This window comes from Rhodohalobacter sulfatireducens (assembly GCF_022012475.1).
In the GTDB taxonomy this organism is placed as follows: domain Bacteria; phylum Bacteroidota; class Rhodothermia; order Balneolales; family Balneolaceae; genus Rhodohalobacter; species Rhodohalobacter sulfatireducens.
Genome location: NZ_JAKLWS010000038.1, coordinates 1 through 26,824, shown reverse-complemented (window position 1 = coordinate 26,824; position 26,824 = coordinate 1). Strand labels below are relative to the sequence as shown.

At 41.3% G+C, this 26,824-nt stretch carries 21 protein-coding genes and 1 tRNA gene; 12 read left to right on the top strand and 10 right to left on the bottom strand.

Annotated features, from left to right (window positions below; genetic code table 11):
• Positions 1-78: 78 nt before the first annotated feature.
• Entirely contained in the window at positions 79-480 is a 402-nt protein-coding gene (locus L6773_RS18755; RefSeq protein ID WP_237856080.1) for a hypothetical protein, read from the bottom strand.
• A gap of 783 nt (positions 481-1,263) precedes the next feature.
• Here L6773_RS18755 and L6773_RS18750 point away from each other — a divergent pair.
• On the top strand, positions 1,264-2,448 hold the full coding sequence (locus L6773_RS18750; RefSeq protein WP_237856079.1) for a vWA domain-containing protein: 1,185 nt from the start codon (positions 1,264-1,266) through the stop codon (positions 2,446-2,448).
• A gap of 573 nt (positions 2,449-3,021) precedes the next feature.
• Here L6773_RS18750 and L6773_RS18745 read toward each other — a convergent pair.
• A tRNA-Val gene (locus L6773_RS18745) sits at positions 3,022-3,095 on the bottom strand.
• Between the two features lie 120 nt (positions 3,096-3,215).
• Here L6773_RS18745 and nusB point away from each other — a divergent pair.
• The 3 genes from nusB (at position 3,216) to ychF (ending at position 5,548) form a co-directional block, all read left to right on the top strand.
• A complete protein-coding gene (nusB, locus tag L6773_RS18740; protein WP_237856078.1) occupies positions 3,216-3,677 on the top strand; it encodes a transcription antitermination factor NusB in 462 nt (153 codons plus the stop codon).
• Positions 3,678-4,340, top strand: coding sequence for a metallophosphoesterase family protein (locus L6773_RS18735; RefSeq protein ID WP_237856077.1), 663 nt, complete (start codon positions 3,678-3,680; stop codon positions 4,338-4,340).
• A gap of 113 nt (positions 4,341-4,453) precedes the next feature.
• Positions 4,454-5,548, top strand: a complete 1,095-nt coding sequence (gene ychF / locus L6773_RS18730; RefSeq protein WP_237856076.1) for a redox-regulated ATPase YchF — start codon at positions 4,454-4,456, stop codon at positions 5,546-5,548.
• 133 nt (positions 5,549-5,681) lie between these two features.
• Here ychF and L6773_RS18725 read toward each other — a convergent pair whose 3' ends face one another.
• The 4 genes from L6773_RS18725 to deoC form a co-directional block, all read right to left on the bottom strand.
• Positions 5,682-6,278, bottom strand: a complete 597-nt coding sequence (locus L6773_RS18725; protein ID WP_237856075.1) for an SPOR domain-containing protein — start codon at positions 6,276-6,278, stop codon at positions 5,682-5,684.
• A gap of 19 nt (positions 6,279-6,297) precedes the next feature.
• The gene (locus L6773_RS18720; RefSeq protein ID WP_237856073.1) at positions 6,298-7,161 is read right to left on the bottom strand and encodes an aldehyde dehydrogenase family protein; all 864 of its coding nucleotides are present in this window, start codon (positions 7,159-7,161) and stop codon (positions 6,298-6,300) included.
• A gap of 149 nt (positions 7,162-7,310) precedes the next feature.
• The gene (locus L6773_RS18715) at positions 7,311-8,840 is read right to left on the bottom strand and encodes an aldehyde dehydrogenase family protein (RefSeq protein WP_237856072.1); all 1,530 of its coding nucleotides are present in this window, start codon (positions 8,838-8,840) and stop codon (positions 7,311-7,313) included.
• A gap of 110 nt (positions 8,841-8,950) precedes the next feature.
• Complete coding sequence (gene deoC / locus L6773_RS18710) at positions 8,951-9,859, bottom strand: deoxyribose-phosphate aldolase (protein ID WP_237856071.1); 909 nt, start codon at positions 9,857-9,859, stop codon at positions 8,951-8,953.
• Between the two features lie 122 nt (positions 9,860-9,981).
• Between deoC and L6773_RS18705 the strand changes: the two genes are divergently transcribed.
• The 3 genes from L6773_RS18705 (at position 9,982) to L6773_RS18695 (ending at position 11,622) form a co-directional block, all read left to right on the top strand.
• Positions 9,982-10,443: an Xre family toxin-antitoxin system antitoxin gene (locus L6773_RS18705; RefSeq protein WP_237856070.1), complete on the top strand. Its 462-nt coding sequence runs from the start codon at positions 9,982-9,984 to the stop codon at positions 10,441-10,443.
• Between the two features lie 2 nt (positions 10,444-10,445).
• Complete coding sequence (locus L6773_RS18700; RefSeq protein ID WP_237856069.1) at positions 10,446-10,913, top strand: RES family NAD+ phosphorylase; 468 nt, start codon at positions 10,446-10,448, stop codon at positions 10,911-10,913.
• Between the two features lie 136 nt (positions 10,914-11,049).
• Positions 11,050-11,622: a DUF4377 domain-containing protein gene (locus L6773_RS18695; RefSeq protein ID WP_237856068.1), complete on the top strand. Its 573-nt coding sequence runs from the start codon at positions 11,050-11,052 to the stop codon at positions 11,620-11,622.
• A 16-nt stretch (positions 11,623-11,638) separates the two neighbouring features.
• Here L6773_RS18695 and L6773_RS18690 read toward each other — a convergent pair whose 3' ends face one another.
• Both L6773_RS18690 and L6773_RS18685 read right to left on the bottom strand, forming a co-directional pair.
• Positions 11,639-14,371, bottom strand: coding sequence for a serine/threonine-protein kinase (locus tag L6773_RS18690; RefSeq protein ID WP_237856067.1), 2,733 nt, complete (start codon positions 14,369-14,371; stop codon positions 11,639-11,641).
• A 68-nt stretch (positions 14,372-14,439) separates the two neighbouring features.
• Positions 14,440-15,015 carry an ECF-type sigma factor gene (locus tag L6773_RS18685; RefSeq protein WP_237856066.1) on the bottom strand — a complete coding sequence of 192 codons (576 nt, stop codon included), beginning with the start codon at positions 15,013-15,015 and terminating at the stop codon, positions 14,440-14,442.
• 338 nt (positions 15,016-15,353) lie between these two features.
• On the opposite strand from L6773_RS18685, the gene leuS reads away from it, so the two are divergent.
• From leuS to L6773_RS18665, 4 genes are all read left to right on the top strand, one after another.
• Complete coding sequence (gene leuS / locus L6773_RS18680; RefSeq protein ID WP_237856065.1) at positions 15,354-17,939, top strand: leucine--tRNA ligase; 2,586 nt, start codon at positions 15,354-15,356, stop codon at positions 17,937-17,939.
• Positions 17,940-18,098: 159 nt separating this feature from the next.
• Positions 18,099-19,700, top strand: coding sequence for a calcineurin-like phosphoesterase C-terminal domain-containing protein (locus L6773_RS18675; protein ID WP_237856064.1), 1,602 nt, complete (start codon positions 18,099-18,101; stop codon positions 19,698-19,700).
• Positions 19,701-19,918: 218 nt separating this feature from the next.
• Positions 19,919-21,952, top strand: a complete 2,034-nt coding sequence (locus tag L6773_RS18670) for an amino acid permease (RefSeq protein ID WP_237856063.1) — start codon at positions 19,919-19,921, stop codon at positions 21,950-21,952.
• Between the two features lie 13 nt (positions 21,953-21,965).
• Positions 21,966-22,433, top strand: a complete 468-nt coding sequence (locus tag L6773_RS18665) for a GyrI-like domain-containing protein (RefSeq protein WP_237856061.1) — start codon at positions 21,966-21,968, stop codon at positions 22,431-22,433.
• A 68-nt stretch (positions 22,434-22,501) separates the two neighbouring features.
• On the opposite strand, the gene L6773_RS18660 is transcribed toward L6773_RS18665, so the two are convergent.
• Both L6773_RS18660 and L6773_RS21835 read right to left on the bottom strand, forming a co-directional pair.
• Complete coding sequence (locus tag L6773_RS18660; protein ID WP_237856060.1) at positions 22,502-23,347, bottom strand: universal stress protein; 846 nt, start codon at positions 23,345-23,347, stop codon at positions 22,502-22,504.
• 2 nt (positions 23,348-23,349) lie between these two features.
• Complete coding sequence (locus L6773_RS21835) at positions 23,350-25,800, bottom strand: Lon protease family protein (protein ID WP_237856059.1); 2,451 nt, start codon at positions 25,798-25,800, stop codon at positions 23,350-23,352.
• 156 nt (positions 25,801-25,956) lie between these two features.
• On the opposite strand from L6773_RS21835, the gene L6773_RS18650 reads away from it, so the two are divergent.
• Positions 25,957-26,454: a DUF6438 domain-containing protein gene (locus L6773_RS18650; RefSeq protein ID WP_237856058.1), complete on the top strand. Its 498-nt coding sequence runs from the start codon at positions 25,957-25,959 to the stop codon at positions 26,452-26,454.
• Positions 26,455-26,824: the final 370 nt, after the last annotated feature.

Genomic DNA, 26,824 nt, shown 5'->3' with positions numbered 1-26,824 from the left:
TGAAGAATGTGCGATAATTCTTTTAGCAATCAATCATCAAAAAAGGCTTACTTAAAAGTCATTCATCAATTTTGAAGCCTATCTTATTTTTATATCGTAAATAATTACCGTACCTGTATTCCAGCTAATTCTAACCTGACCTGAAACTCCTATGATATGGCTATTTTTATAACCTTTGTCAACGGAAAGGTACCCGTCGCTGTACTGATAACCTGAATTATTTTGACCTACATGAAGAATCTCACCATTTCCGAAATCAATAGCAGTTACCCTGTTGTTTTCGATTCTTACGTTAAGTAAGTAGATGCTCCTTCTGTATGTATTTAAATTCAGTGATTTGACAGTTGAGGTATACCATCCATCCTCAATTTTTTGAATAAAAACGAAGGTTGATTGATTACCAGGATTTGCATCAGCCTTTAAACCGGAAAAACATGATAATGCAAAGATAAGCGATATTAGCACCATTAGTCTATTCATCTCATCTCTCCCTTTTGAATTATTACTTAATTAACCTGCCTAGCCTAGTACAATGCACTTGACTTAGCATATACTAATTATCTAATAATTTCTCCCTTCACCCCTGAAGGTTTCAAAAGCTTAACCTACTTAAATGTAACCATTTTTAAGAAGATCTTCTTCTTTGGCCATATCATTATTTGATGATTTTTGTTCTCACCATAAGCTTTTTTCAAGGTATTGTAATGAGTGTTTTGAAATTACACACAACATTTATTTCCCACCTGAAGATTTATCCAATGCTAAAATGGAGGGATATTTTGATGGAGTCAATATTATTCTGTTTCCACCTTTTGCAGAGCAAATCAGGAATGACGTACAAATGTTCTAAAAGCCAGTGTATAATGGATGAAATCAATTGAGAGACGTTATCCATCGAATAGCAGAGAGGCTGAATGTAAATGATGATCAAACTGGATATTGAAGTAACGAATATAAACAACAGAGATCAAGCTGATAATCCGGAATACTACCGAATAGTAGTAGATAAAAAGGCCGAATATATTTGAGAGATATTTTAGGTTTTATGAACTAAAAATTTCAATTGATCAGAATGTCCAAGTATTTGTTTCATAAGTCCAAGAGTTTAATCCAGTTTCAGTGTATCTAAATGAATACAAATGAGATTTAAGTGAAATTGCAAGAGGGCTTCTTTCATTGTCAAGCTAATACCGAAAATGGAAGTAACTTCGGGGTAGCAAATTCATTTTATCTCGAAATCATAATAAAATAGGAGAACATAAAATGAATAATAGTAGAGAACTTAACTATATGTCATGGTATCGCCATTTTAAGGTCTATACAGTATTAGCATTAGTTATCATTTTCACAAGTTGTGATTCTACAGTTGTGGACAATGGGAACTCACTATCTTCAGCTGACTTTGAAGAAATGCAGCGATCTAATCATGAAGGGGACTTGGCACCTGTTTGCGAGGCGGCCGTAATTGACGTCTCTCTGGTAATTGATATTTCTGGATCGAATTCCGGTACTAGATTACAGGCTACTAAAGATGGAGCAAAGGCCCTTGTCGCTGAACTTAGCAGTAGTGATAAAGGAGCATTAATTAGCTTTTCAACCACAGCTCAACGTAACCTGGATCTTACGATTATGGACCCAACGGGACAAAGTACACTGAACCAAGAGATTGATGATTTGACACCAATCGCATGGACAAATATTCAAGGTGGAATTATTTATGGAGCTGAAGAGCTAACCGGGGATGAAAGCTTGTTTGGTAATGTGGATACTAATCCAAGTGGATTTGACCGTGATAATGCAACAAAAGTCATGGTTGTTTTATCTGACGGATTCGCAAATCGCTATTATGACAGCAATGGCAATGTAGTAACAGCGTCATCAAGTGTTGTGCAAACAGAAACAAATAATGCTGCAACTGATGCAAAAAATGCAGGTATTCGAATATTTACGATTGCTCTGCAAGGAGCCAATGTGCCAGCTATGACAGGGTATGCTTCTGCACCGGGGGATGCTTTTGATGTTCAAGACATTAATACTCTTGTGACAGTTTTCTCAGATATTGCAGAGGCTATTTGTCCAACTGCAGTAGGAGTTGATATTAAACCAGAAGGCGAACCAAATTCAATCAACCCAAACAACAAAGGTGTAATACCTGTGGCTATTTTAGGAAGTGAAGATTTTGATGCAACCACAATCGATCCTGTAACGGTTCGATTTGGAGCTCTAAGTGAAGTGACATCTGACGCAGGTGCGAGACTTGCTCATGGCGATGGCCACATAGAAGATGTAAATGGTGATGGAATACCTGACTTTTTGGGTCATTTTCCAACACAAGACACCGGCCTTGTCAGTGGTGATTTGAATGGATGGCTGATCGGTAAAACCAATGATGGTGAATCGATTGCAGGTTTCGATGCAGTGAAAATTGTTGGTGGTGGTAAGCCATAGCCAATTCAGAATCTTTAATTTATTTTGTAAACCAATCCCCCGGTCATAACCGGGGGTTTTTTTGAATGCTATATTCTTAATCGCTTCAACTTAACATCTTAGAGAACATAAATGAAAGTTAACTTTGTACGTATTCTGTTTTAAGGTTCATACTTAAAAAAATCAAGAAATATGGCTTTTCGAAGGGCATTAGGTGATCAATACATGAGAGGTGAGCTTAGTAAGTCACAAGTAGAAAACATTGGCTGAATTTCTAAAAGATCCAGACTTTTTTTTGAGACTTAACTTCATTTTATATAGGTCAAAAAAATAGACACTTCTAAAAAAATTAGTCAGGAAATTGCCTAAAAGGATCAGTTGGTTTCCAATAATAACAACGTAATAACATAAATGGAAAATCTTGAAACTTGATATAAACCGCTAAATTAATTTGCAGCTAAAAAGTGGCACTTCAATAAAATATATTCTCTTTACATCAGCACATGAAAACTTTCTTTCTTATTAATATTTTGTTGAGAAGGGCGGTATTAAAAAATTAAGATACTAATTATCAATAATTTACTACTTTTCTTGTGGGTTCAGGCAGATTCGAACTGCCGACCTCATCGATGTCAACGATGCACTCTAACCAACTGAGCTATGAACCCTAAACAAGAACTAAATATACCCAGAGTTCGGTTTGAATTGCAATAGAAAATCGAACTGATTTCTTTCGGCTGATGATAAAGGTTTGTATTTTATCTGTTCTTTGAAAATTTTGAAAATATATGCAGAACAGAAGAGCAGCCAGAGAAGCAGCATTAAAGTCGTTATACGCCGTGGAAGTTGGAAAAAACTCCACGCAAGATGCAACAAAAGTAATTATCAAACCCTCTCTGAAAAATGACTATGACTCAGTAAGATTTGCTGAGAAATTATTAATGGTTACCGTCGATCATGCAACGGAGTACGACGAAATTATTGATGAACATATTAACAATTGGGAAGTAAATCGTCTGGCAGTTATCGATAAATTGATTTTACGAATGGCCATTTCGGAACTTCTTTTGTTCGAGGAGATACCAACTAAAGTATCGATAAATGAAGCGATTGAACTTGCCAAAAAATACTCCACTCGCAAAAGCGGTAATTTTGTAAATGGCATATTGGATGCCGCTCTTACGCATTTAAAGAAAGAGAATAAAATCAATAAGAAAGGCAGAGGTCTAATCGAAGAGTCGAATCATTAAATGAATGAAAAGATTGTAGCTATTGGAGATATTCACGGCTGTGTTAGATCCCTGAAAACACTGTGGAACAACTTAAAGCCCCATAAAGACGCTTTACACGTTTTTATAGGAGATTATATTGACAGGGGCCCTGATTCTAAAGGGGTAGTCGATTTTCTGCTGGAAGTGCAGTATGATCGAAGGTGTATTTTTTTAAGGGGAAATCATGAGCAGATGCTGTTGGATGCTCTTCATTCGGGAGATTCTGAACTTTGGATGTATAACGGTGGTGAGACGACTCTTAAATCATATAGCAATCCAAAAAGTGTTTCCGATATCCCGGATAAACACCTGGAGTTTTACGAGAATACTCGTCACTTCTTTGAAACCGATGATTATTTTTTTGTACATGCGGGCGTCCCGCCCCATCAAACCCTGGAGGACAGCAAGGAAGACCCTAAAGCTAATCATTATTTTTTGTGGGGCCGTGAACACCTGAATGCGTTTGATGTACCCTGGGAAAAAACTGTAATTTTTGGTCATACTCCACGTCCTTATCCAATTCAAAAAAAAGGAATGATTGGTATAGATACCGGTTGTGTTTACAGTGAATTGGGATATGGGAAATTAACGGCTGTTGTGCTTCCTTCGAAAGAATTTATACAACAGAAATCACTGGACTGAGATAATTAATTGGTCATTCTGAATTTAATCTAGATCTCTACCTGTACTTTTTCTGAGGTCCCAAATAAATATCAGGATGCCTGTATAATAACTATTAAGTTTTTAGATAATCTATGAGTTTAAAATGTGGTATTGTTGGTTTGCCGAATGTTGGTAAATCAACGCTTTTTAATGCATTAAGTAATGCCGGAGCTGAATCGGCAAACTTTCCATTTTGTACAATTGATCCGAATATAGGCCTTGTCCCGGTACCTGATAAACGTCTTGATACACTCTCTGAAATTGTTGAACCCAAAGAGACAATTCCGGCAACTATCGAGTTTGTAGACATTGCCGGATTGGTAAAAGGTGCTTCCGAAGGAAAGGGAAAAGGAAATGCTTTTCTTTCACATATTCGGGAAGTAGATCTTATTGTTCACGTTGTTCGATGTTTTGATGATGAAGATATCATCCACGTAGAGGGGTCGGTAGACCCGGAACGGGATATTCGAATTATTGAAGATGAGCTTATCTTAAAAGATCTCGAGTCCGTTGAAAAACGAGTGGATAAACTTCAAAAAGAATCAAAAAGTGGTGATAAAAAAGTTATCGCCAACTATGAAACTGTGAAACGGTTAGCAGATCATCTAAGTGTTGGAAATACAGCCAGAACATTTGAAGTAGATGAAGAGGAGAGAGAGGCTTATAGAGACCTGTTCTTGTTGACAGAAAAACCGGTTCTTTATGCATGCAATGTTTCGGAAGAAGACGTAAACGACGGCAACGAATGGGTGGAAACCGTAAAGGAGATCGCCAGCGAGTTTGACGATACTGTTGTAATGTTTTGTGCAAAAATTGAGGCGGAAATCGCTGAGCTTGAACCGGACGAAAAAGAGATGTTTTTGGAGGAGTTAGGAGTAGAACGATCCGGCTTGGACCGCTTGATACAATCAGCTTACCAAAATCTCGGTCTGATTACCTACTTCACGGCTGGCCCGAAAGAAGTACGAGCGTGGACGATTGAAAAAGGAACCAAAGCACCTAAGGCTGCCGGTGTGATTCATACTGATTTTGAGAAAGGTTTTATCCGGGCGGAGACGATTGCTTACGAAGATTATGTTTCTCTCGGTTCAGAGAAAGCGGCAAAAGAAGCCGGGAAAATGCGCCAGGAAGGGAAAGATTATGTTGTGAAAGATGGCGATGTGATGCTGTTCCGGTTTAATGTGTAAGCACTAATTGAGATATCGTATTTTTTAATTTCGATAAGGAAAAATGACTTATCAAAATGTTCAGTCCGTTCCCATACTAATTAATTGCAAGAAAAATACAATGTCTGGGTAATCAGATATTTCGCGGATTTTTTTATTGATTTACAAATTCGATCTGGGTCGTATCGGCTGGTAAAAAATTTGGTTCGATACGATCGTGAACGACCCAGGCTGCAGGATATTCATCCTTCACCATTCTTGAAAAATTGTTGGCTTTCTGCTGATCTCTGAAATCTCCGACGCGCACTTTGTAATACGGCTGACGAAATGTAACGTACGCTTCAGGCGAGTATCCCTGGATGTGCTGATCAGCCCAAACGCGGAAATTATCCTTTGTGGAATCAGCTTCTGCTACGCTGCGCGTTGATAATAACTGGACACGAAATCCGGCGTATTGGTCAACCACTTTTTCTTCTTGAACAACATCTTTCAGAAACAGGTCAGGCATATCGTGTTCAACGGATGCAAACCGGTCAGACAACTGGCTACGGTTTTCAAAAAGCAATCGATCGAACTCATCCATCTCTTCTGCCAGATAAGCTTCAACAACTTCAGGGTCTACATCAAAAATGGGTTCATTTTCGGTTTCTGTGGATGGAGACTCATCTGCATCCGTTGTAGTTTTTTCTGTCGTTTTACATCCGGCCAGGACTAACAACAGTATTATCAATGTGGCACTTACTCTATTCATAGTATAAAATTTTGATCTTTTAAGCTCCAACGGGATGCCAGGTGGTTTTGGTCTCCATAAAATCAAGAATCAGGTAAGGGTTTTCATGCTTCTCTTCACTCCAGTCCGATTGTGAATAATGCTTAACCCGCTTCACACTGATAGATGCATTTTCATCCAATTGTTTCTTGGTTTCTGAATCGTTAATTGCATTGAAAATGGCATTTACGTCCATATGAGTCGTAAGGTGGTTAACCATCTCATCGCGATTGCCGGTCAGGATGTTTACAACTCCGGCCGGCACATCGGAGGCATGAAGAACCTCACCAAAGCTGACCGCAGAAAGAGGATTCTCAGTTGAGGCCAGAATGATGCAACTGTTTCCGCAGGCTATAACAGGTGCAACTAATGACACGATCGACAGAAGTGGAGATTCATCCGGGCCAATAATTCCAACGACACCCGTCGGTTCCGGCATGCTAAAGTTAAAATGTGAACTTGCAACCGGGTTCACAGTTCCAAACACCTGGCTGATTTTGTCGGTCCAGCCCGCATAATAAATCAGCCGGTCGATCGATATTTCGATTTCTTTTTGTGCATTCTTCTTTTTCGCTCCGAGTAGTTCGAGTTCATTTACAAATTGATCTTTTCGCCCCTCCAACATTTCGGCAATCCGGTAGAGAATTTGTCCGCGGTTATAGGCTGAACGTCCGCTCCATCCGTCAAAAGCTGACCGAGCGACTACTACGGCATCGCGGACATCTTTTCGGGTACAGCGGCACGCATTCGCAATATGTTTTCCACCAGGATTCTCTATCCTGTATATCCGGTTTGATTCACTTCGCGGAAATTTTCCGCCAACGTATGTTTTATAAGTTTTTAAAACTTCGAGTCTGTCAGACATCTTTCAGGGATCAGTTAACTGTTATCAATTCTTGAAGTCATTCCGGCCTTGAGCCGGAATCTCCTAAATTAAATTATATTCGGAGATTCTGAATCAAGCCTGCCTACGCTGCACTTCGGCAGACAGGTTCAGAATGACATTTTGTAATTTCAATTTAGCTTTACGTATGGATACAACCCATGCAATCCGCCTTCTCTTCCGATTCCGCTTTCTTTGTAACCGCCGAACGGGGAGGTTGGGTCGAACTTATTATAGGTATTGGACCACATCACACCGGAACGAACTTTCTGGCCGACTTTAAAGATTTTTGAACCTTTATCTGTCCAGATTCCGCTGGCCAGGCCATAAGGTGTATTGTTTGCTTTTTCAATCGCTTCATCAGGAGTACGGAAGGTTTGAATGGTCAGAACCGGGCCGAAAATTTCTTCTCGGACAATTCGGTTGCTTTGGCCCACCCCGGTGAAAATTGTCGGGCGGCAGAAGTAACCATTTTCAGGAAGGTCACATTTACTTTGGTAGATTTCGGCACCCTCATTCACACCGATCTCCAGGTACTCATTAATCTTTTCGAACTGAGCTTTAGAATTGATGGCTCCAATATCGGTATTCTTATCAAGCGGATCGCCTACAATCAATGTTTCCATTCGGTCTTTCAGTTTTTGAATCAATCTCTCAGAAATTCCTTCCTGGATCAGCAGGCGGGAACCCGCGCAACAAACATGTCCCTGGTTAAAGAAAATGGCATTGATTATTCCCTCGACAGTTTGATCGATAGGAGCATCTTCAAAAACAATATTCGGCCCCTTGCCGCCGAGTTCAAGCGTGTATTTCTTATAAGTTCCGGCTAAAGATTTCTGGATGATTTTTCCTACTTCGGTAGAGCCGGTAAATGCAATTTTATCTACGCCTTGATGATTGACAATGGCTGAGCCGGTTTGACCTGCTCCGGTTACAATATTTACAACACCATCGGGTAGACCGGCATCGCTGCATATTTCAGCAAACTTCAAGGCGGTAATTGGAGTGGTTTCAGCAGGTTTCAAGACAACTGTGTTTCCGGTTGCAAGGGCAGGGGCTATTTTCCATGCCAGCATCAACAGGGGAAAGTTCCATGGGATGATCTGTCCACAAACGCCAAGTGGCTCCGGCTTTCGTCCGGGGAAAGCATATTCCAGCTTATCAGCCCAACCGGCATAGTAGAAAAAGTGTGCAGCGGCAAGAGGAACGTCCACATCCCGGGATTCACGAATTGGTTTCCCACCATCCATCGTTTCAGTGATGGCTAATTCACGAGATCGCTCCTGGATCATTCGTGCTATGCGATAGAGATATTTTCCACGCTCGCGTCCGCTGAGTTTCGACCATGTTTTGTTATATGCTTTGCGAGCAGCCTGAACCGCTTTATCAACATCCTCAGAGGTGCCTTCGGCAAACTCTGTAAGTATCTCTTCACTTGCCGGATTGATCGATTTCATGTACCGGCCTTTCTCCGGCTCCACAAATTCCCCGTTAATGAAATGATTATATTTTTCATTGATCTCAACAAAATCACTACTCTCAGGTGCTGAACTGTATTCCCAAAAAGAAGCAAAATCCAACTTTAGATCTGCATTGGGTGAGGTCGGTTTAGGACTTCCGTTTGTCGCATCAGCGGATGTTTTTTCTTTCGTCTCAGACATAAAAAAGATGTTAGTTGTTGGTAGTCAGTTGTTTGTTGTTTATGAGTTTAGCCTTATATCAAAATTTCGAAATTACAACTACCCACTAACAACAATCAACAAACCAATCATTAATCATTCGAAAAATAGTTACTGCTTTGGTACACACCTGTTTCCTGTTTAACAATTTGCATCAGGAGGTCATTTGCCAGGGAGCTGGCACCGAAGCGAAAATAGTCGGGAGTCAGCCAATCGGCTCCAAGGGTTTCTTTTACAAGCACAAGATATTGTAATGCCTGTTTTGCTTTCCGAATTCCACCGGCGGGTTTCATGCCAATCATCTTACCGGTTTCGCGGTAGAAATCGCGGATCGCTTCCAGCATAACTAAAGTAACCGGCTGAGTAGCTGCAGGAGATACTTTCCCGGTTGATGTTTTAATGAAATCGGCTCCTGCATGCATCGCTATATCACTGGCTTTTCTGACATTCTCATAGGTTTCCAATTCACCGGTTTCCAAAATCACTTTCAGGTGAGCATCGCCGCATGCTTCTTTAACGGCAGCAATCTCATCAAAAACAAAACTGAAATTACCCTTCAAAAACTCGCCTCTCGAGATTACCATATCCACTTCATCAGCGCCTTGTTCGACTGCAAATTTTGTGTCATCTAACTTTACCTGAAGTTTTGCCATTCCACTTGGAAACGCCGTAGCTACACTGGCTACATTGATGTTTGAACCGTTCAAAGCTTTTTTGGCTGTAGAAACCATATTCGGGTAGACACACACCGCTGCTACAGTTGGCAGATCGGGCATGGGGGCATATGGTTTCTTTGCCTTACTGCAGAGTTGAATCACTTTTCCTTCGGAGTCTTTTCCCTCCAGTGTTGTAAGGTCAATCATACTCAGGGCCAGTTTTAACCCCTGCACCTTCGACTCTTTTTTGATACTTCTCGAGTTGAGGCGGGCGACTCGTTCTTCAACGCCGATCTGGTCAATTGGAATCGTCTGGTTGAAATCAGGAAGTGAAACTTTATTCATAAAATCAGTTGTGACTCTTTGGTTAACATTTGTCAATGTACGGATAATCAAATTGGAGATAAAGATTGACAATACATTGAAAGAAGAGTAAATTGGCGTAAAAGATAACGCAATATGGCGAAATGATGGCAGAAAAGAACTCACATCAAAAAGAATATTTATCAAACAAGAGTAAGAAAAACAGTAATAAAGTTGAAGAACCCTTCATTGCCTGGGATCTCTCAAAGGCAGTAGCAAACATTCAAGAGGGGTTGGCTTCCGATATTTTGCAAACAATCCAAACTCGTTTAGATATTTCCAGAATGGAGCTTTCAACACTCTTGATGATTTCACCGCGAACACTCGATCGCCGCCGAAAAGAGGATGTTCTGCCACCTGATGAATCGGAACGAAGTTACCGAATTGCCAGATTAACTGATCTGGCAGCAGAAGTTTTTGGAAGCATGGAAAAAGCGTCAACCTGGTTTAAACAACCGAATTATGCTCTTGGTAATAAAAAACCTCTCGATATTGTTCAAACCGAACCGGGTGCCCGTCTTGTAGAGCGTACACTTCAGCAGATACAACACGGTATTACTGTTTAGGGATGGGAACCATTCGTGTGTGGCGGATATGCCGCCGGGAGTATAAAGATTCAGCTTTTTCCGGGGAAGGAGCTAAGCTTTATGGAGGGCGGTTTAACAGTGAAGGCCTCGCCGCCGTTTATACATCCGGGAGCCTTTCTTTGTCTCTCCTGGAAATGTTAGTTCAGACAAACGACCGATCTTATCTGCGCCATTGTGTTGTATTCCAGGCAGATGTTCCAGAGTTTCTTGTTGATTCCCCGGCTATGACTGATTTGCCGGAGGAATGGAATCAAATACCTTATGGGCATGCTTCTCAAGATTTTGGCGATGATTGGCTATCCTCAAATAAAAGTCTCGCTTTGAAGATTCCGAGTGTAGTAATTCCCATTGAGTACAATTATGTTTTAAATCCCAATCATCCTGACTATAGCAACCTTCAAATTGAAGAAAAGGGGCAAGCGGGAGTTGACCAAAGATTGTTTACATAAATTCTCTGTTATTCATTGTTCATGAAAAATTGAATGAGCATTGGAAATTGTTTACACAGGTAAATTTATATAGGTATTCATCAAGTTCCGGGTGTATCGTAAGCAGAGCTGAATTACATCCAAACACACTTTCACAATGAGATTATCCTATTTTCTTGTTCTCATATTTATATCAACTCTCTTTACCTCATGCCGGGATACAGACTATGAAATTTTGGAGATGCGCGTCAGTGATCACAAAGAAATTGGTTATAACATTATTGGACCGGAGAGTTTATACCTCGTTCAGGTTGAAGAAGAAATTGGAGGGGCAGAGTGGGACCGAACATTTGGAATCGAGGATTTTGACTACAAATGGGGTTATGTATACAACATATTAGTTGAAAAGAAATATTATGACGAACCCAGGCTGGATGCGTCCTCATTCCGTTACGTGTTTATAAAAGAGATCTCCAGAGAAAAAGTTGAAGTGGGTAGTCAATTTGAGCTCATTCTTCAAAGAACTTATGAGGATGGAAATGTGGAGATATTTTGGGAGGAGGAGCAAGATGGCTTTAGCATAGCCGGGAATAAATCATTCATCTGTGCTGATCTATGTAGTGAATTAAGAAAGAAAGGAGAAGCATTTACTTTGTTGTTGGGCATATTCGAACATTTTGGGGATGGAGAGATCAAGCTGGTGGACCTGAAAACTCAAAATTATAGATAACTAAAAGCACCGGATGTTAATGCAACCGGTTCGACAGATTATCAACCGTCTCTGAAAAAAGTTTATCAATATTTGGGTGATTCGCTAAGGCACTTGAGGTATCTATCCTTGATTTGACGTCTTTCAAAATTAAATCGGCGTATTCTGTTCGCTCAAGTTCAACGTAGGCTTTAGCCATCTTAATAAGTGATTCTGCCGATGCCCGTTTATATTCATCGTAATGGTACTCATCAAAATAATCGGCAGCCTTTTCGAACTGCCTGGCAGCTTCCTCGTATTTTCCAACCCTTAGGTAATGTTCCCCCCTTGCTTTATAAAGTTTAGCAAATGTATCTTTATCCGTCTCCTCGAAATCTTCATAGATAGATTTTGATCGTTCAAAGTACGATTCAACTTTTTCATAGTTTCCCATGATCGATAATAGATTTCCATAATTTTTGAAAACAGCACCGAGGTAGTAGTGGTCTTCACCGTATGCCTCCAGGTATACATTCATCGCTTCTTCTTGAAGTTCTAATGCTTGTTTGTATTCATCCCTTTCAAAATGGATTCCTGCCAGGTGATTTTTTGACATAGCCACATAAGGATGCTCTTCACCAAAAAGTTTTTCATCAATTTTCATAGTCCTTGTGAATAGAGATTCCGCCACCGTGTAATTTCCCAACTGCTTTTCTAAAACGGCAAGATTGGTAAGGGTGGCTGTGTAGTTGGGGTGACCATCATCACCATACACTTGTTCCTTAATCTGTAAAGATTGATTGTAGTAATTTCGAGCTTCATCATATTCGGCCTGTGTCATTTTATACATGCCCAGATCCCCTAATATGCTGGAGGTGATTACATCATCTTCGCCGTGAAAGCTCCTACTGGCCTCTAATGCTGCTAAAAGCAGTGAATCTCCTTTTTGGTAATTGTCGATTCGGTAATAACCCCGTGCCAAACTTTTTATATCTTTAATGAAGAGAGTAGAGTCGACCGCAGCTTGATTTTTAAGAACATTGATTGATTTCTGGAAATAGGCGTGAGACGATTCATAATTACCTAATTGTTCTTCAGAAAGGCCCAAATGGTTATAAAGAGTGGCATAAAGCGGATTTGATTCAGATGCAGTTTCATCCAAAACGTTCTCAGCCTTTACAAAATACTCCCTGCCTTCCCGGTAATTCCCGAGATCGTGTTCCAAACCTCCGAGTTTGATGTAACTTTCAGCAACGGGAATTGAGTTCTCGCCAAAATGCGCTTGGCTCAAATCCAGGCTTTCTCCGGCTAACTGCTGAGCTTTTTCAAATTGAGTGATGTTTTGATAGATGGTGGTAAGCGTTAAAAGTAACTCTATCTTAACGGATGGTTCCAGATCCCGATTGATGATTTCATCTGTGCCTTCTGCCAGTAACTGATCAAGGCTCATCGATTCCGCATCACCGGTTATTGGATCGTTTCCACGAAATAGTTCTACCAGTAAATTTTTTACATTTTCTGCTTTTTGAGCTTCTATTTGAGCAATATTACGTTCCTGGGTAATTCTGTATGCATAAAAGGAGGCGAACCCGATCATCAACAGTGTGATACCGACTCCAACAGCGATTGCTTTTTGATTTCGCTTGAAAAACTTTTGGGCTCTGTACCTAAATGTGTCGTTTCTTGCAGATATCGGCAGGCCTTTTTGATAATTGTTCAGTTCATTTAGAAACTCTTTGGCCATGCGGTATCGCTGTTCGGGTTCTTTTCGAATGGCCTTAAGAGTGATGGCATCCAGATCCCCTGACAATATATTTTTTTGCCGATTTGAAGAAGCTTTGGCACTTGGTTTTACCGGATCATCATTCAGAATTATTTGTTCACTCTCATAACGTGTTTGCTCTTCAAGGTTGAAAGGTGCCTCAGAGGCTATTAACTCATAAAACATCACCCCGAGAGAGTAGAGATCTGTTGAGGTTGTGATATTTGTCTGCCGAATCTGCTCCGGCGCGGCATATTTTAGAGTCAGTAATCGGGATCCGGTTCTCGTGATGTTAAGTGATTCTTCCTCTTCAAGTAGTTTGGAAATGCCGAAATCCAGGATCTTTACTTCACGGGACTCGGTAACAAGGATATTACCCGGTTTCAGGTCACGATGAATCACCAGGTTTTCATGAGCATATTGAACCGCCCGGAGAACCTTTCGAAACAGTTTGATTTTTTCATCAAGTGAGCATCTGTTCACCCGGCAGAACTCTGTCATTGGCAACCCGTCAATATATTCCATGATGATATATGGGTATCCATCCTCGGTGAATCCACCATCGAAAAGCCGTGCAATTCCGGGATGATTCAGGCCTGCAAGAATTTGCTGTTCGCGCCGAAAACGTAAAATATTCTGCTCAGTGGCATGACCGTGACGAATTATTTTTATAGCTACACGGTGTTCAAATTCCCCGTCCGTTCGTTCACCGAGGAAGACGGAACCCATTCCACCCTCGCCAATCTTTTTTCGAATTGTATATGAGCCAACCTTTTTATCGATCAGTGATTGATCGAAGGCTTTGAACTCATCGTCGGATAGTTCTTGATAGAAATCACGTTTATATTCTTCCGGATCATCAAGCCATCCTTCAGATTCAAAAATCGAGTGGAGTAGTTCTTTAACGTCTCGCTTTAATTGTATGTCATCTCCGCAGGTTTTTTCGATATAAGATTTTCTCTGATCGTCCGGGAGTTGCAGCAGATCATCGATAATATTTTCTACTTTTTCCCAGTTTTTATCGTCCATCTTCTGTCTTTTCTGATTCAGCAATATCCAATCACATATACGATAAAACCGTATGAAAACAGTTCAGATTAGTCTACCTTAAAACGGCCCTTTAACTCTTTGTAGAGCCATCCACGGGCCTTCATCCAATCCCGTTTGACAGTGCTCTCCGAGATATCCAGGGTTTCGGCCACTTCATGAATGGTCATTTCACCAAAAAATCTCATCTCAACAACTTTCGCAAGTCGCTCATTGAGCTTTTCGAGTTTGTCAAGAGCAGAGTCAATATTGATCAACTCCTCTGCCTTGTGCTTCGGATTTTGAAAAAGCTCGTCGATATAGGTTTTGTCTTTCTTTTTGCCACCACGTTTTTCGGCGTGTTTTTTACGGGCATAGTCAATCAGGATTTGGCGCATACAGCGAGAAGCAATTGCCATGAAATGGCTTTTGTCGGTGAAATCGATTCGCGTCTGATCGATCATCTTCAGGTAGGTTTCATGAACCAGCTCCGTCTTTGAAAGGGTGTGATCGGGCTCTTGTCGTCTCATGTGTGCATAAGCAAGCTGATGCAGCTCTTCGTAGATAACCGGGTAAAGTATGTCGTAAATACCCTCTTCGCCCTTTTTTAAACGAAGTAAAAGTTCAGTCGTTCCTTCTTTGCCCATCAGTAAAAAATCGAAACTGCTTTAGATGATCTATATCTGTGAGTGAATATATCTCTCAAAATGTAAGAAAAAAAATAGCTGGAATGATACACTTATTGGGATTTACAAAATGGATCAGGAATAGTTGCCGATTCAACCTGATCCGGAATAACGATTTTTTCTGTATGATAATTGAGCAACTCTTTCTGTCCGAAATTTATGGGGTATGATTTTCTTGAATTTTAAAAAAGAACTGCGAAGTAATCATGAAGTGGGTACTCACTTCTAATTTCGTTATATTCAAAAGCTATCCGATAACGAGAATGTAGAATTATAAACCCTTTTAGTAACCGATTTAAATGAGTTCTTACGATCCAGCAAGCATTGAGAAAAAGTGGCAAGAATACTGGCAAGAAAACAAAACATTTAAAACCACTACTGATAAGGACAGGCCTAAGTACTATGTCCTCGATATGTTTCCATATCCAAGCGGATCCGGACTTCATGTGGGTCATCCTGAGGGGTATACCGCAACCGATATCCTGGCACGTTACAAGAGGATGAAGGGATTTAACGTATTGCACCCCATTGGTTGGGATGCATTTGGCCTTCCTGCTGAACAATATGCTGTGAAGACGGGAACACATCCGCGCAAAACAACGGAAAATAACATTACGAGATTCCGTGAACAGTTGCAGATGCTGGGCTTTTCATATGATTGGGATCGTGAAGTAAATACCACCGATCCGGACTATTACAAATGGACTCAGTGGATTTTCCTGAGGTTATTTGAAAAAGGATTGGCATATGAGGATGAGCAACCGGTCAACTGGTGTCCTGAATTGGGTACGGTATTGGCTAACGAAGAGGTTATTGACGGAAAAAGCGAAGTAGGTGGATACCCGGTTGTACGTAAACCAATGCGTCAATGGGTCTTGAAGATTACCGAATATGCCGAGCGATTGTTGAATGATTTGGATGACCTTGACTGGCCGGAATCTACTAAAGAGATGCAGCGCAACTGGATTGGAAAATCTATAGGGGCTGAGATCGATTTTCCCGTTTATGAGCACAATGATGAGATTCGGGTGTTTACAACACGGCCCGACACGCTTTTTGGAGCCACTTATATGGTTTTGGCACCTGAACATCACCTGGTTGATGAAATCACATCAGACGAACAAAAAGAGAAAGTTGAAGAATACAAAGAGTATGCGGCTCAAAAATCAGATTTAGAGCGACAGGAACTCACCAAGGAGAAAACGGGTGTATTTACAGGTGCATATGCCATCAACCCGGCTAATAATAAAGAGATTCCGATCTGGATTGCAGATTATGTGTTGGCCCACTACGGAACCGGTGCAATTATGGCCGTACCGGGACAGGACGAACGTGACTGGGAATTTGCTGAGAAATTTGATCTGCCGATCATTCGAACCGTTGAACCGCCTGAAGACTTTGAGGGTAAAGCATATACTGAAGATGGGCCGGCGATAAACAGTGATTTTTTGAATGGTTTGAAAATTACGGACGCTAAAACGAAGATTATAGAGTGGCTGGAAGAGAATGGTGTTGGGAAGAAAAGCGTGAATTACAAATTGCGTGATTGGTTGTTTTCTCGTCAGCGTTACTGGGGGGAGCCATTTCCGATTATTCATGTGGATGGAGAGCCTAAAGCTGTGGCTGATGATGACCTTCCTGTTGAACTGCCGGAAGTTGACAATTATCAGCCTACGAAAGATGGTGAGCCGCCACTGGCGAAAGCGGAACATTGGGTAGAGACTACCGATCCCGAAACGGGTAAAAAAGCCCTTCGAGAAACCAATACGATGCCACAGTGGGCAGGGTCATGTTGGTATTATTTGAGATATATCAGCCCGGAATTTGATGGTGCTCCTGTAGAGCCTGAAGAAGAAAAATATTGGATGCCGGTGGATATGTATGTCGGTGGATCGGAGCATTCGGTTCTGCATCTATTATATGCACGTTTTTGGCATAAAGTATTGTACGATTGCGGTGTGGTTTCTACTGAAGAACCCTTTCAGCGATTGGTTCACCAGGGAATGATTTTGGGTGAACTGGAATACACGGCTTATGAGAAAGACGGGAAAATCATCAGTGCGGATGAGGTTGAAGAAGGAGATGATGTTAATCGAAAACCACTGGATGAATCCGATGTTGAGAAGAAAGGTGACCGACATGTGATGAAAGGCACCGAGATAACCGTAAATTCCAAGGCTCATAAAATGTCGAAATCACGGGGAAATGTAATCAACCCTGATGATGTGGTTGACAATTATGGCGCCGATTCACTGCGTTTATATGAAATGTTTATGGGGCCGCTGGAACAGGTGAAACCCTGGAGTACGAAAGGTGTGGAAGGTGTGAATCGATTCCTGAACCGTGCCTGGAGACTGTTTTTTGGTGATAATCATGAGGAAGAAATTTTAAATATTACGGATGAAGAACCATCCAAAGAGCAACTGAAAGTACTTCATGAGGCTATTCAAAAAGTCTCGGAAGATATTGAGGGGCTTCGGTTTAACACTGCAATATCTGCCCTGATGATCTTTGTAAATGAAGCAAACCAGTGGGAGGGTGTTCCCCGGTCTGTAGCTGAACCATTTGTGAAACTGCTTTCTCCATTTGCACCCCATATTGCAGAAGAGATCTGGAGTAAGTTCGGCCATGATGAAAGCCTTGCCTACGAACCATGGCCTGAGTTGGTTGAGGAATACCTGAAGGCTGAAACGATTGACATGCCTGTACAAGTCAACGGAAAAGTACGTGCAAACATTACCGTACCTGCAGAGAAATCGAAAGACAAAGATTTTGTGCTGGGTCTTGCCAAACAACAGGAAAATGTAGAGCGTTATTTGGATGATACCACAATTGTAAAAGAGATCTTTGTGCCGGGCAGAATTGTAAATTTAGTAGTTAAATAAGAGAATCACTCTTCATTCTTCAATCGACACATAACTGAGGGTTATTCTTCGGGAACGGTTAACCTCTGTTCTTAACAAAAAGATCATCTGAGTTTTTGGAGTTGTTATGCTAAATTCTATACTTCTTTTATTTACAAAATCTAAACCCACTCAATATCAATGAAATATTTGACCTCATTTTTTACACTTTTTTTTCTAATCGTTGGTTTAGCAGTTGGCCAAAGCGCGAATACCGCATCCGGTATAGTTTTTGAGGATACAAATGGAAATATGTTAAAAGACCCGGGAGAACTGGGGATCCAATCCGTTTCTGTTTCCAATGGTAGGGATGTTGTATTGACAGATCAAAACGGTAGGTATGAGCTTCCTGTGGATAATGATGATATACTGTTTGTTATCAAACCTTCCGGTTACGATTTGCCGGTTGATGAGCGAAATCTTCCAAAATTTTACTACATCCACAAACCAATGGGATCGCCTGAATTGGATTTTTCTGGTGTGAAACCGACAGGAGATCTGCCCGAATCAGTTGATTTTGGTTTGATAAAAGCAGAAGAAAAAAAGGATTTTAAAATACTGGTTTTTGGTGATCCACAGCCGTACACAGAACAGGAGGTTGAATATTTTGACCAGGATATTGTCTCTGAACTTGTGGGTGCTGATGAGTTTGAAGTAGGTATTACCCTTGGTGATATTGTAGGAGATGATTTAGATCTGTTTGACCCATATACACAATCAGTTGCCAGAATTGGTATTCCATGGTTTAATGTATATGGAAATCACGATATGAATTTTGATGCACCAACCGACAGCCTGGCAGATGAAACATTTGAAAGGGTGTTCGGTCCGGCTACCTACTCCTTTAATCATGGTGATGTTCACTTTATCATCTTGGATGATGTTGTATATCCAAGAACAGATGGTGAATCCGGCTATATTGGTGGTTTTACAGAGGAACAACTTACATTTGTTGAGAATAACCTTGAGCATGTATCAAAAAACAAACTGGTTGTTGTAGCTTTTCATATTCCGATGTTTCAACCACCGAACAGAAGAACATTCAGACTTGGTGACCGCAACAGGCTGTTAGAAATGCTGGAAGAATTTCCTCATACACTTTCACTTTCAGCTCATACTCACATCCAGCATATTGAGTTTTTTGATGAGGATAGTAATTGGAATCGTCTGGAACCGCATATTCATTACAACGTCGGAACTACGTCCGGTGACTGGTGGTCAGGTGTGCCAAATGAGCACGGGATACCCCCAACTATAATGCGTGATGGTACTCCTAATGGCTATGCAATCATAAATTTTGAAGGCAATGAATTTACTCTCGATTATAAAGCTGCCGGTTACGACGATTCATATCGAATGAGTATTTGGGGACCCAAAGTAGTTCCTCAGAACAGTTGGCATAATGCGGAGATGTTTGTCAATTACTTTTTGGGATCCGATAAAACGGAAGTTCATTACAGGATAGGAAACAGGCCATGGCGGGAAATGCAAAAAGTGAATGAACAAGATCCCTATGTATCTTCACTGCGTCAAAAGTGGGACAATTCTGATACAATATTAAGAGGCAAAAGGCCTTCGAACCCTATTCAGTCAACGCACCTTTGGAGTGGCAGAGTGCCAAATAATCTGTCGCTTGGTGAACAAACAATCGAGGTAAGAGTGACCGATCAGTTTGGGAAAGTCAAACGTGAGTTCTATGATAGATTTACTTATGAGGTTGTAAAACCAATCGAGGATCAATAGAGAATCCAAAAAAATCGGTGAGATTGGTGAAACTATCCTAAAAGTGTTTAATCACTAAAAAAGATAGATCAGATAATTCCAGAATAAATTTTTATCATCGGCTCATGCTTCTACTTTAATCTGAGAAGATCTAAAGATTATCATGAATGTATTTTCTGTGTAATTCTCGATTGTTCATTATACGTTCAATGAGAAAATCATCATTATAAAAGGCTTCAATGGCAGAACAATCCGGATTCAAACGCAATGTCGGTCTTTTTATGGCGGTCATGATCGGTATTGGAGCAATGATGGGGCCGGGAATTTTTGCATTACCGAGTGAAGTTGCAGGCTCAGCGGGTCCACTTGGCATTATCGCTTATCTTGCCATGGGCGTTTTAACTCTTTTTACAGCATTCAGCTATAGCGAGCTCGGGGCAGCGATACCGATTGCAGGCGGCGGATACTCATTCACGAGCCGAACTTTACCACGTCCCGTAGCTTTTCTCACCGGATGGTTTTTTTGGATCGGGAATACATTCGCCTGTTCGTTGTATGCCGTTATTTTTGCTTTGACGATTAAAGCCTATTTCTTTCCCGAAATCAGTGTATTCCTGGTTGTTTTAGCAACAACAGCCATCTTTACAGTATCCAACCTTTTCGGCCAGGCTGAGGCACTCAAGTTCATAACAATCATGAATATTATTGAGCTGGTTGTGCTGTTAGGTGTCGGGATTTTAGGAGCCTTCCAGGTTGAACCGGCAAATCTTGAACCGTTCGCCCCGATGGGACTGGGACCGTTAATACCAACCATGGGTTTGATCTATATTTCATATGTGGGTTTTGATCTGATTACAGTTGCGGCCGAAGAGATTATTGATCCGGCAAAGACCATTCCACGTGCTATATTCATTACACTTGGAACCGGAATAGCGATCTATGTCCTGCTCCTATGGGTGATGATGGGAGTGGTTAACTACTCAGAGCTGGCTGAGACAAGCACGCCATTTATTTTTGTAGCCGATCATCTATTTGGTGCCTGGGGGCGTTGGGCGGGAATCCTGGCGACAATTATGGCGAGTTTGTCGGCATTCAGTGTAACGCTGGGTGCGAGTGCCAGGGTGCTTTTTGCTTTGGGCCGGGACGGTCATTTCCCCTCTGTGTTTTCGAGATTACATAAGAAATATAAAACCCCGCATATTTCCCTTTTTGTATGCGCTGGTCTTGTCGTCGTTCTCGGTGCATCCGGTGTAGTTCGATTACTGGCATCGGCAAGTAGTTTTGGATACCTGATAGCCATCGGTATTGTCAATTATACGGTGATTGCTCTGCATGAACGTATGCCCAATCTTCGAAAACCGTTTAAAGTAATTCTTTACCCGGTGGTTCCTATTTTGGGTATCATTTCCTGCTGGTTTTTTGTTCCAACACTGGATTCGCAAAGTATTTTACTGGGAGTTGCATTAACAGCGGTCGGTGGAATTCTTTACCTGTTTCAACCTCAGAATCGTGCTGAATTCTCAAACATTCCCTCGTTATTACGAACTTTAAAAGTTAAATTTCAAGCTTATTGGAGGCCTCATATGAACATTTTGATTATTGGCGGCGGTAACCTCGGTACTAACATTGCAGATCGTCTTCTCAAACAGGATGAGTTCCGAATGGTATTTCGGTCTGCCGAATACCAAATTACATTTATTGAACAGGATGATGACCGGTGCGAAAAGCTGGAGAGGAGGTACAACGTTCCTATTTTCCAGGGTGATGGAACCAAACAGGAGCTTTTGGAACAGGTGGAACCCCAGAAAATGGATGTAGCTATTGCTGCTACGAATGATGATCAGAGAAACTCAATCATGGCGCTTCAGGCTAAAAGATTGGGGATTAAACGAGTAATTGCCATAGCACGGGATCCAGACTATGTCTCACTTCTTGAGGATAGTGGTATCGTATGTATTAGTGCCCCGTACGCCACCGCTGCAATGGTTGAAAATTACCTCGACCGGCCGGTCATGGCAGATCTTTTTGAAATCGAAGGAGGGGTGGCCAATCTTATTGATGTGGAAGTACCCGGGGATGGGGCAGTTGTTGGAATGGAAATTCAACAAATTGATATTCCAGAGGAATGTGTTGTTGCAGCTATCATCAGGGACGAGGAATTCGTAGTACCGCGCGGGAAAACAATTATTCAAAAAGAAGATCATGTAGTGGTTGTAGGTCCGGAGGGATCGATTAGTAAGGCCCACAAAATTTTTTCCGGGACGAAGGAATAATCACCCATAAATCATGAAGATAAAGGGATTAAAAGTGGAAGAAATAACACTGATTGGCCTGAAACTCCCATTTAAAACTACAAATGAAAACAATCAGTCCATGAAAGATTGTGGTGAGTTGTGGACGAGATTTGAAAGGGAGGGGATCTTCATAAAGATACCAAACAGATTGAGTGATGAGGTACTGGCGGTCTATTATGATTACGAGGGTGATCACACCCAACCGTTTTCATATTTCATCGGGTGCAAAGTACAGGAGGGGACAGAGTTGCCGGTTGATTTAGACAAACTCATCATTCCGGCCGGAAAGTATCAAAAAGTTACAGCTACTGGGGAGATGCCGGCTTGTGTAACTAATGTATGGAGAGAGATCTGGGAATCAGAAATTCCGAGATCCTACCAAGCTGATTTTGAGGTTTATGACGAGCGGAGTCGGGATTGGGGCGACGCTGAAGTGGATATCTATTTGTCAGTTGAATAAAATCTAAGCTCCAGATAAAGTTCCAAAATTTACAAAGTTGCTGACTTTACCGGATGAAGAGCGACTATTCAGTTCATCATTAAAAGAGGGCAATTGATATGATTGAGAATAACTTGAAGTGAATTTGTTAATAGTGGCTGTTTCTTAGGTATAATCAACAAACCCGTTTTTTGAAGGTTTACAGTGTTTATAAAACGGCTGGGATCAGATCGATCCAGTTGTTTGATTTCCGGGAAAATGGTTGAACCTCGTAATAGATTACTAATTTTATTTTTTTGTTCTTCCTGCGAATCAACCTCATTTTCTATTATTAAAATCGTAAGTGTGCTCTCATTTCTTTCCGCTATATTCAGAGCCAATTTCAGTCCCTTTTTGCTCTCTATTGAACCATCAAAGACAGCCGTAATTGTCGAACCCAAATTTAATCCTTCCTTCAGAAGTAAAACCGGTTTGTCGGCCTGGTCAATAATTCTCCTGGCAGATGAACCCAATATTTTTCGTTGGGCAGTTGTTCCTTTCAGCCCAATCGTTATCAAGTCTGTTTCCCGGGCTGCATTCAAGATTTCGTCTTCAACCTTACCCCTTGCTAATTGCCAGGAGTGAGTGATATCATGCAGTTTACTGATCTCCTTAAGTTTTCGTCGCAGCCGGTTTTCAAGAATTTGAACCCGATCTTGCATTGTCTCATCTTGAAAAGCAGATACCTGCCCGGTCAGTGAATTAACGGACGTAACAGATGGCAGTCGTGAGACACGATTCCAAACTTCATCATGGACAAATACTCCATGAATATTCGCCTCCATAATTCGTGCAAGTGAGGCAGCGGCTTTAAGAGCAGCCTGGCTGTGTTTGGATGTGTCTATAGCTACAAGAATTTTACGAACAAGAACTTTTTTCCTGGTTTCGTCATCCATAACTATTTTCTGCCGTTTTCAGGTGTTGCAAATGCTTTCCTTTTATCGGCGAGTTGTTTGAGGTTCAATGTAACTTTATGATTAAGTGTGTCTTCAGGGAAAGTTCCATCTTCCTGTTCCAGTCCGACATCCAAACCGGTCAGGAATTTTAGGCCTTCATCAACATGCTCAATCGAATAAATATGAAATTTATCATTTTCAACAGCCTCTAAAATGTCTGTGCGAAGCATAAGGTTTTTCTCGTTAGCCTTTGGAATGAGAACGCCCTGATCGCCGGTCAGTCCTCTCTTCTTGCAGATATCAAAAAACCCTTCAATTTTTTCATTTACTCCACCGATTGGTTGGATTTGTCCGTGCTGGTTTATTGAACCGGTAACACTAAATGATTGTTTTAACGGGATATCTCCAATGGCTGACAGCAGGGCGAAAAGCTCGGCTGCAGAGGCGCTGTCACCGTCGATATTTGAATAGGATTGTTCAAAAACGAGACTGGCATTCATTGAAAGAGGACTCGTTTTGGCATACCGTTCTCCGAGAAATCCTTTCAGGATTAGAACCCCTTTTGAGTGGATGGGGCCGCTCATATCCACTTCTCGTTCGATATTGATAATTTCACCTTTGCCTATTTGAACTTTTGCGGTGATGCGATTCGGCCTTCCAAACATCAAGTTCCCGATTTTTGCAACAGATAATCCATTTACCTGGCCGATCGCTTCTCCCTCTGTATCAATGAAAATGGTATTTCGGTCGATAACTTCATGCACTTTATCACGGATTCGGGAAGAGCGATAAATCTTCTGTTCAACGGCTTCTTCTACATCCTCGTATTGTACAATATCATGTTTATTCTCTTTCGCCCAATGGTCGGCTTCCATCAGCAGATCCTGGATTTCATCTGTTTTTGTTGAAAGTTTTTCATTGTCGCTTACCATTCGTGAACTCTGTTCAATGATTCTTGCCACAGCGTCACGATTAAATGAGCGCAGATCGTTCTCTTTTGCCAACCCGGCAATCATCTTAGTAAAGTTAACCTGGTTTTCATCCGAACGATCAATCTCATCTTCGAAATCAGCTTCAACTTTAAACAGTTTTTGAAAATCCGGATCATATTCACAAAGCAGGTAGTAGAGAATTCGCTGTCCCATTAATACGATCTTTACATCAACATCAATAGGATCCGGTTCAAGCGAAACCGTACTAATCATGCTATAGGATTCACCTAAAGACTCAATTTTTAGATTTCCTGATTTTAAAACACGTTTTAGTCCTTCCCATGCAAACGGTTCAAGCAGTACCTGGCGGGCATCCAGGATTAAATAACCACCATTGGCTTTGTGAAGGGCACCGGCCTTAATGAGGTTGAAATTCGTAGTGAGTGCTCCCATTTTGGATTTATATTCAACCCGTCCAATCAAATTTTTATAACTGGGGTTATCCTCGTAAATGACTGGTGCTCCATCTGTTTCACTGTGATCGACGATTATATTGACACGGTATCGATCCAGCACCGGATTACTTGATCCCCCGGATAGGCCACCCATTTGCATCTGTTGCCCGCCGCCCATCATTTGGGCTAACTGGTTTTGCTGCTGACCACCCTGGTTGCTCATAATGGCCTGAACATTTTCTACAACATCGGTTTCCACATTATCCAGGAAATCCAATACATTGTCCAGATCAGAAAAGTCATCCCGTATCTCTTCAAATAGATCTTTAATTGCATATGTTGCAATTTCTTTGTCCAGCTGCTTCTTTTGTTTACGCATCTGCCGTTTGGTAGCCGGCATTTTTCGAATCAGTTCCTGGAGTTCAGACTGAAGTTCTTTTGTCTTCTCTTCCAGTTCCTCTCTTTTTTCTGCAGAAAGATTCCGAACATCTTCTTCCGACATTAAATCCTGGTTACCTCCCTCTTTCAACGGAGCGAATGAAAAACCGGCGGGAGTTCTCAAAAGAGCCAAACCTTTTTCTCTGGCTTTATTTTTAATATCCTCAAGGGATTTATCCTGTTCATCCTGAACTTTGTCCTGTAATGCCTGACGCCGATTTTCATACTCTTCCGACTCAAACGCTGCTGTAAGAGTGGGAGGGAGGTCCTCAATCAGTTTGTCCATCTTCTTTTTCAGGTCCTTTCCTCTGCCATTGGGAAGAAACATAGAGGATGGTTTATAACGGTCATCAAAATTGTTTACATAGCAGAGGTCATCCGGAGCGTCCTGATTTTTTGATTCATTCTCCAGGAATTCCCGGATATAACCCTGTTTATCGGTCTCATTCGGACCAAGAGCAAAAATGTTATACCCTTTTTGATCCATTTTTGTCCCGAATTCAAGGGCAGAGGTCAATCGCTCCTGACCCAAAATAGTGATTAGCTCTTCAATCTCTTTTGTCGATTCAAAATCGAAAAGTTTAGTATCGCAGGCTTTTCTTAATGAATTACTGTTTAACTTTTCCACTTTTTAAATATTTAATTCACCTTTATTACGTTGAATGTCATACAGCGGTACTGAGTTCCATTACATAGTATCGATAGGTTTTTTAGATAATCATTTGTATCACCGTGCTTTATAACAGAAATTCTATATAGGCATATTAGTCTGTAATCTCATAAAATGAAAAATCTTGTGATAATCTTATCGCTTTTTCTTCTGATTTCCGTTACAGATTTCTCAATTCCGGATATTCCCGCCTATTCGACTGATTTTTCAAATCCGGATACACTTGTTAAGATGGAGAGAACCGTATGCTATGGGACTTGTCCATCGTATACCCTCTCGATTTTAGAAGACGGAAAAATCACCTTCGTCGGCAGAGAGTTTGTTGCACATCAAGGCGAGGCTACCGGAATGATGTCGCAGGAAAACCTGGAAGATCTGCGCAACAGAATTCAACAATCACATTTTATGGAAATAGCGGCGAATCCAAGATGTGAATCACGATATACGGATCATTCGAGCGTGTATTTAACGATTCAACTGGATGATAAGAAGCACAGTGTAAACCACTACCAGGGGTGTAAAGGGTTTCAGTTTGAAGAAGATCTCTACAGGTTAGAAGAAGCGATTGACAGTCTTTCAGGGACGAAAAGGTGGATAGAAGGAGAGGAATAGTATTGGTTGATTCTTTTCTTGATAGCCAATCGTAGAATATTTTTTGACATCATATCTGTCCAAAATGATTTTGAAATTTAAATCATATCAGCCCAAAACATTTTTTTTGAAAACAGAAGACATAGAGTCTGTCTCAGGCTTTCAGCCTGCCGGCAGGAATTGGATCTTCCACCCAGGGCGAGGCCCTGGGCTGTGATGTTTCAGGCTGAAAGCCTGTTACAACTCAGCTTGGGGCAACGCCCCAAGTCTACATGCGGAATCCTACACGCAGGCTGAAAGCCTGAGACAGTTCCCGGTTTGTTCAAGCAGGGGTTGAATTTTGAAAATTACGCCAAATCTGACCATACATTCGAAAAACAAAGATTCTTTC

What these genes read in the sequence shown, in the direction of transcription:
- L6773_RS18725 (WP_237856075.1), bottom strand. Translation starts at nt 6,278, where the DNA reads ATGAATAGAGTAAGTGCCACATTGATAATACTGTTGTTAGTCCTGGCC.
- nusB (WP_237856078.1), top strand. Translation starts at nt 3,216, where the DNA reads ATGCAGAACAGAAGAGCAGCCAGAGAAGCAGCATTAAAGTCGTTATAC.
- L6773_RS18670 (WP_237856063.1), top strand. Translation starts at nt 19,919, where the DNA reads ATGGCAGAACAATCCGGATTCAAACGCAATGTCGGTCTTTTTATGGCG.
- L6773_RS18755 (WP_237856080.1), bottom strand. Translation starts at nt 480, where the DNA reads ATGAATAGACTAATGGTGCTAATATCGCTTATCTTTGCATTATCATGT.
- L6773_RS18650 (WP_237856058.1), top strand. Translation starts at nt 25,957, where the DNA reads ATGAAAAATCTTGTGATAATCTTATCGCTTTTTCTTCTGATTTCCGTT.
- L6773_RS18660 (WP_237856060.1), bottom strand. Translation starts at nt 23,347, where the DNA reads ATGGATGACGAAACCAGGAAAAAAGTTCTTGTTCGTAAAATTCTTGTA.
- ychF (WP_237856076.1), top strand. Translation starts at nt 4,454, where the DNA reads ATGAGTTTAAAATGTGGTATTGTTGGTTTGCCGAATGTTGGTAAATCA.
- L6773_RS18685 (WP_237856066.1), bottom strand. Translation starts at nt 15,015, where the DNA reads ATGGGCAAAGAAGGAACGACTGAACTTTTACTTCGTTTAAAAAAGGGC.
- L6773_RS18665 (WP_237856061.1), top strand. Translation starts at nt 21,966, where the DNA reads ATGAAGATAAAGGGATTAAAAGTGGAAGAAATAACACTGATTGGCCTG.
- L6773_RS18675 (WP_237856064.1), top strand. Translation starts at nt 18,099, where the DNA reads ATGAAATATTTGACCTCATTTTTTACACTTTTTTTTCTAATCGTTGGT.
- L6773_RS18720 (WP_237856073.1), bottom strand. Translation starts at nt 7,161, where the DNA reads ATGTCTGACAGACTCGAAGTTTTAAAAACTTATAAAACATACGTTGGC.
- L6773_RS18705 (WP_237856070.1), top strand. Translation starts at nt 9,982, where the DNA reads ATGATGGCAGAAAAGAACTCACATCAAAAAGAATATTTATCAAACAAG.
- L6773_RS18715 (WP_237856072.1), bottom strand. Translation starts at nt 8,840, where the DNA reads ATGTCTGAGACGAAAGAAAAAACATCCGCTGATGCGACAAACGGAAGT.
- L6773_RS18690 (WP_237856067.1), bottom strand. Translation starts at nt 14,371, where the DNA reads ATGGACGATAAAAACTGGGAAAAAGTAGAAAATATTATCGATGATCTG.
- L6773_RS18695 (WP_237856068.1), top strand. Translation starts at nt 11,050, where the DNA reads ATGAGATTATCCTATTTTCTTGTTCTCATATTTATATCAACTCTCTTT.
- deoC (WP_237856071.1), bottom strand. Translation starts at nt 9,859, where the DNA reads ATGAATAAAGTTTCACTTCCTGATTTCAACCAGACGATTCCAATTGAC.
- L6773_RS18750 (WP_237856079.1), top strand. Translation starts at nt 1,264, where the DNA reads ATGAATAATAGTAGAGAACTTAACTATATGTCATGGTATCGCCATTTT.
- leuS (WP_237856065.1), top strand. Translation starts at nt 15,354, where the DNA reads ATGAGTTCTTACGATCCAGCAAGCATTGAGAAAAAGTGGCAAGAATAC.
- L6773_RS18700 (WP_237856069.1), top strand. Translation starts at nt 10,446, where the DNA reads ATGGGAACCATTCGTGTGTGGCGGATATGCCGCCGGGAGTATAAAGAT.
- L6773_RS18735 (WP_237856077.1), top strand. Translation starts at nt 3,678, where the DNA reads ATGAATGAAAAGATTGTAGCTATTGGAGATATTCACGGCTGTGTTAGA.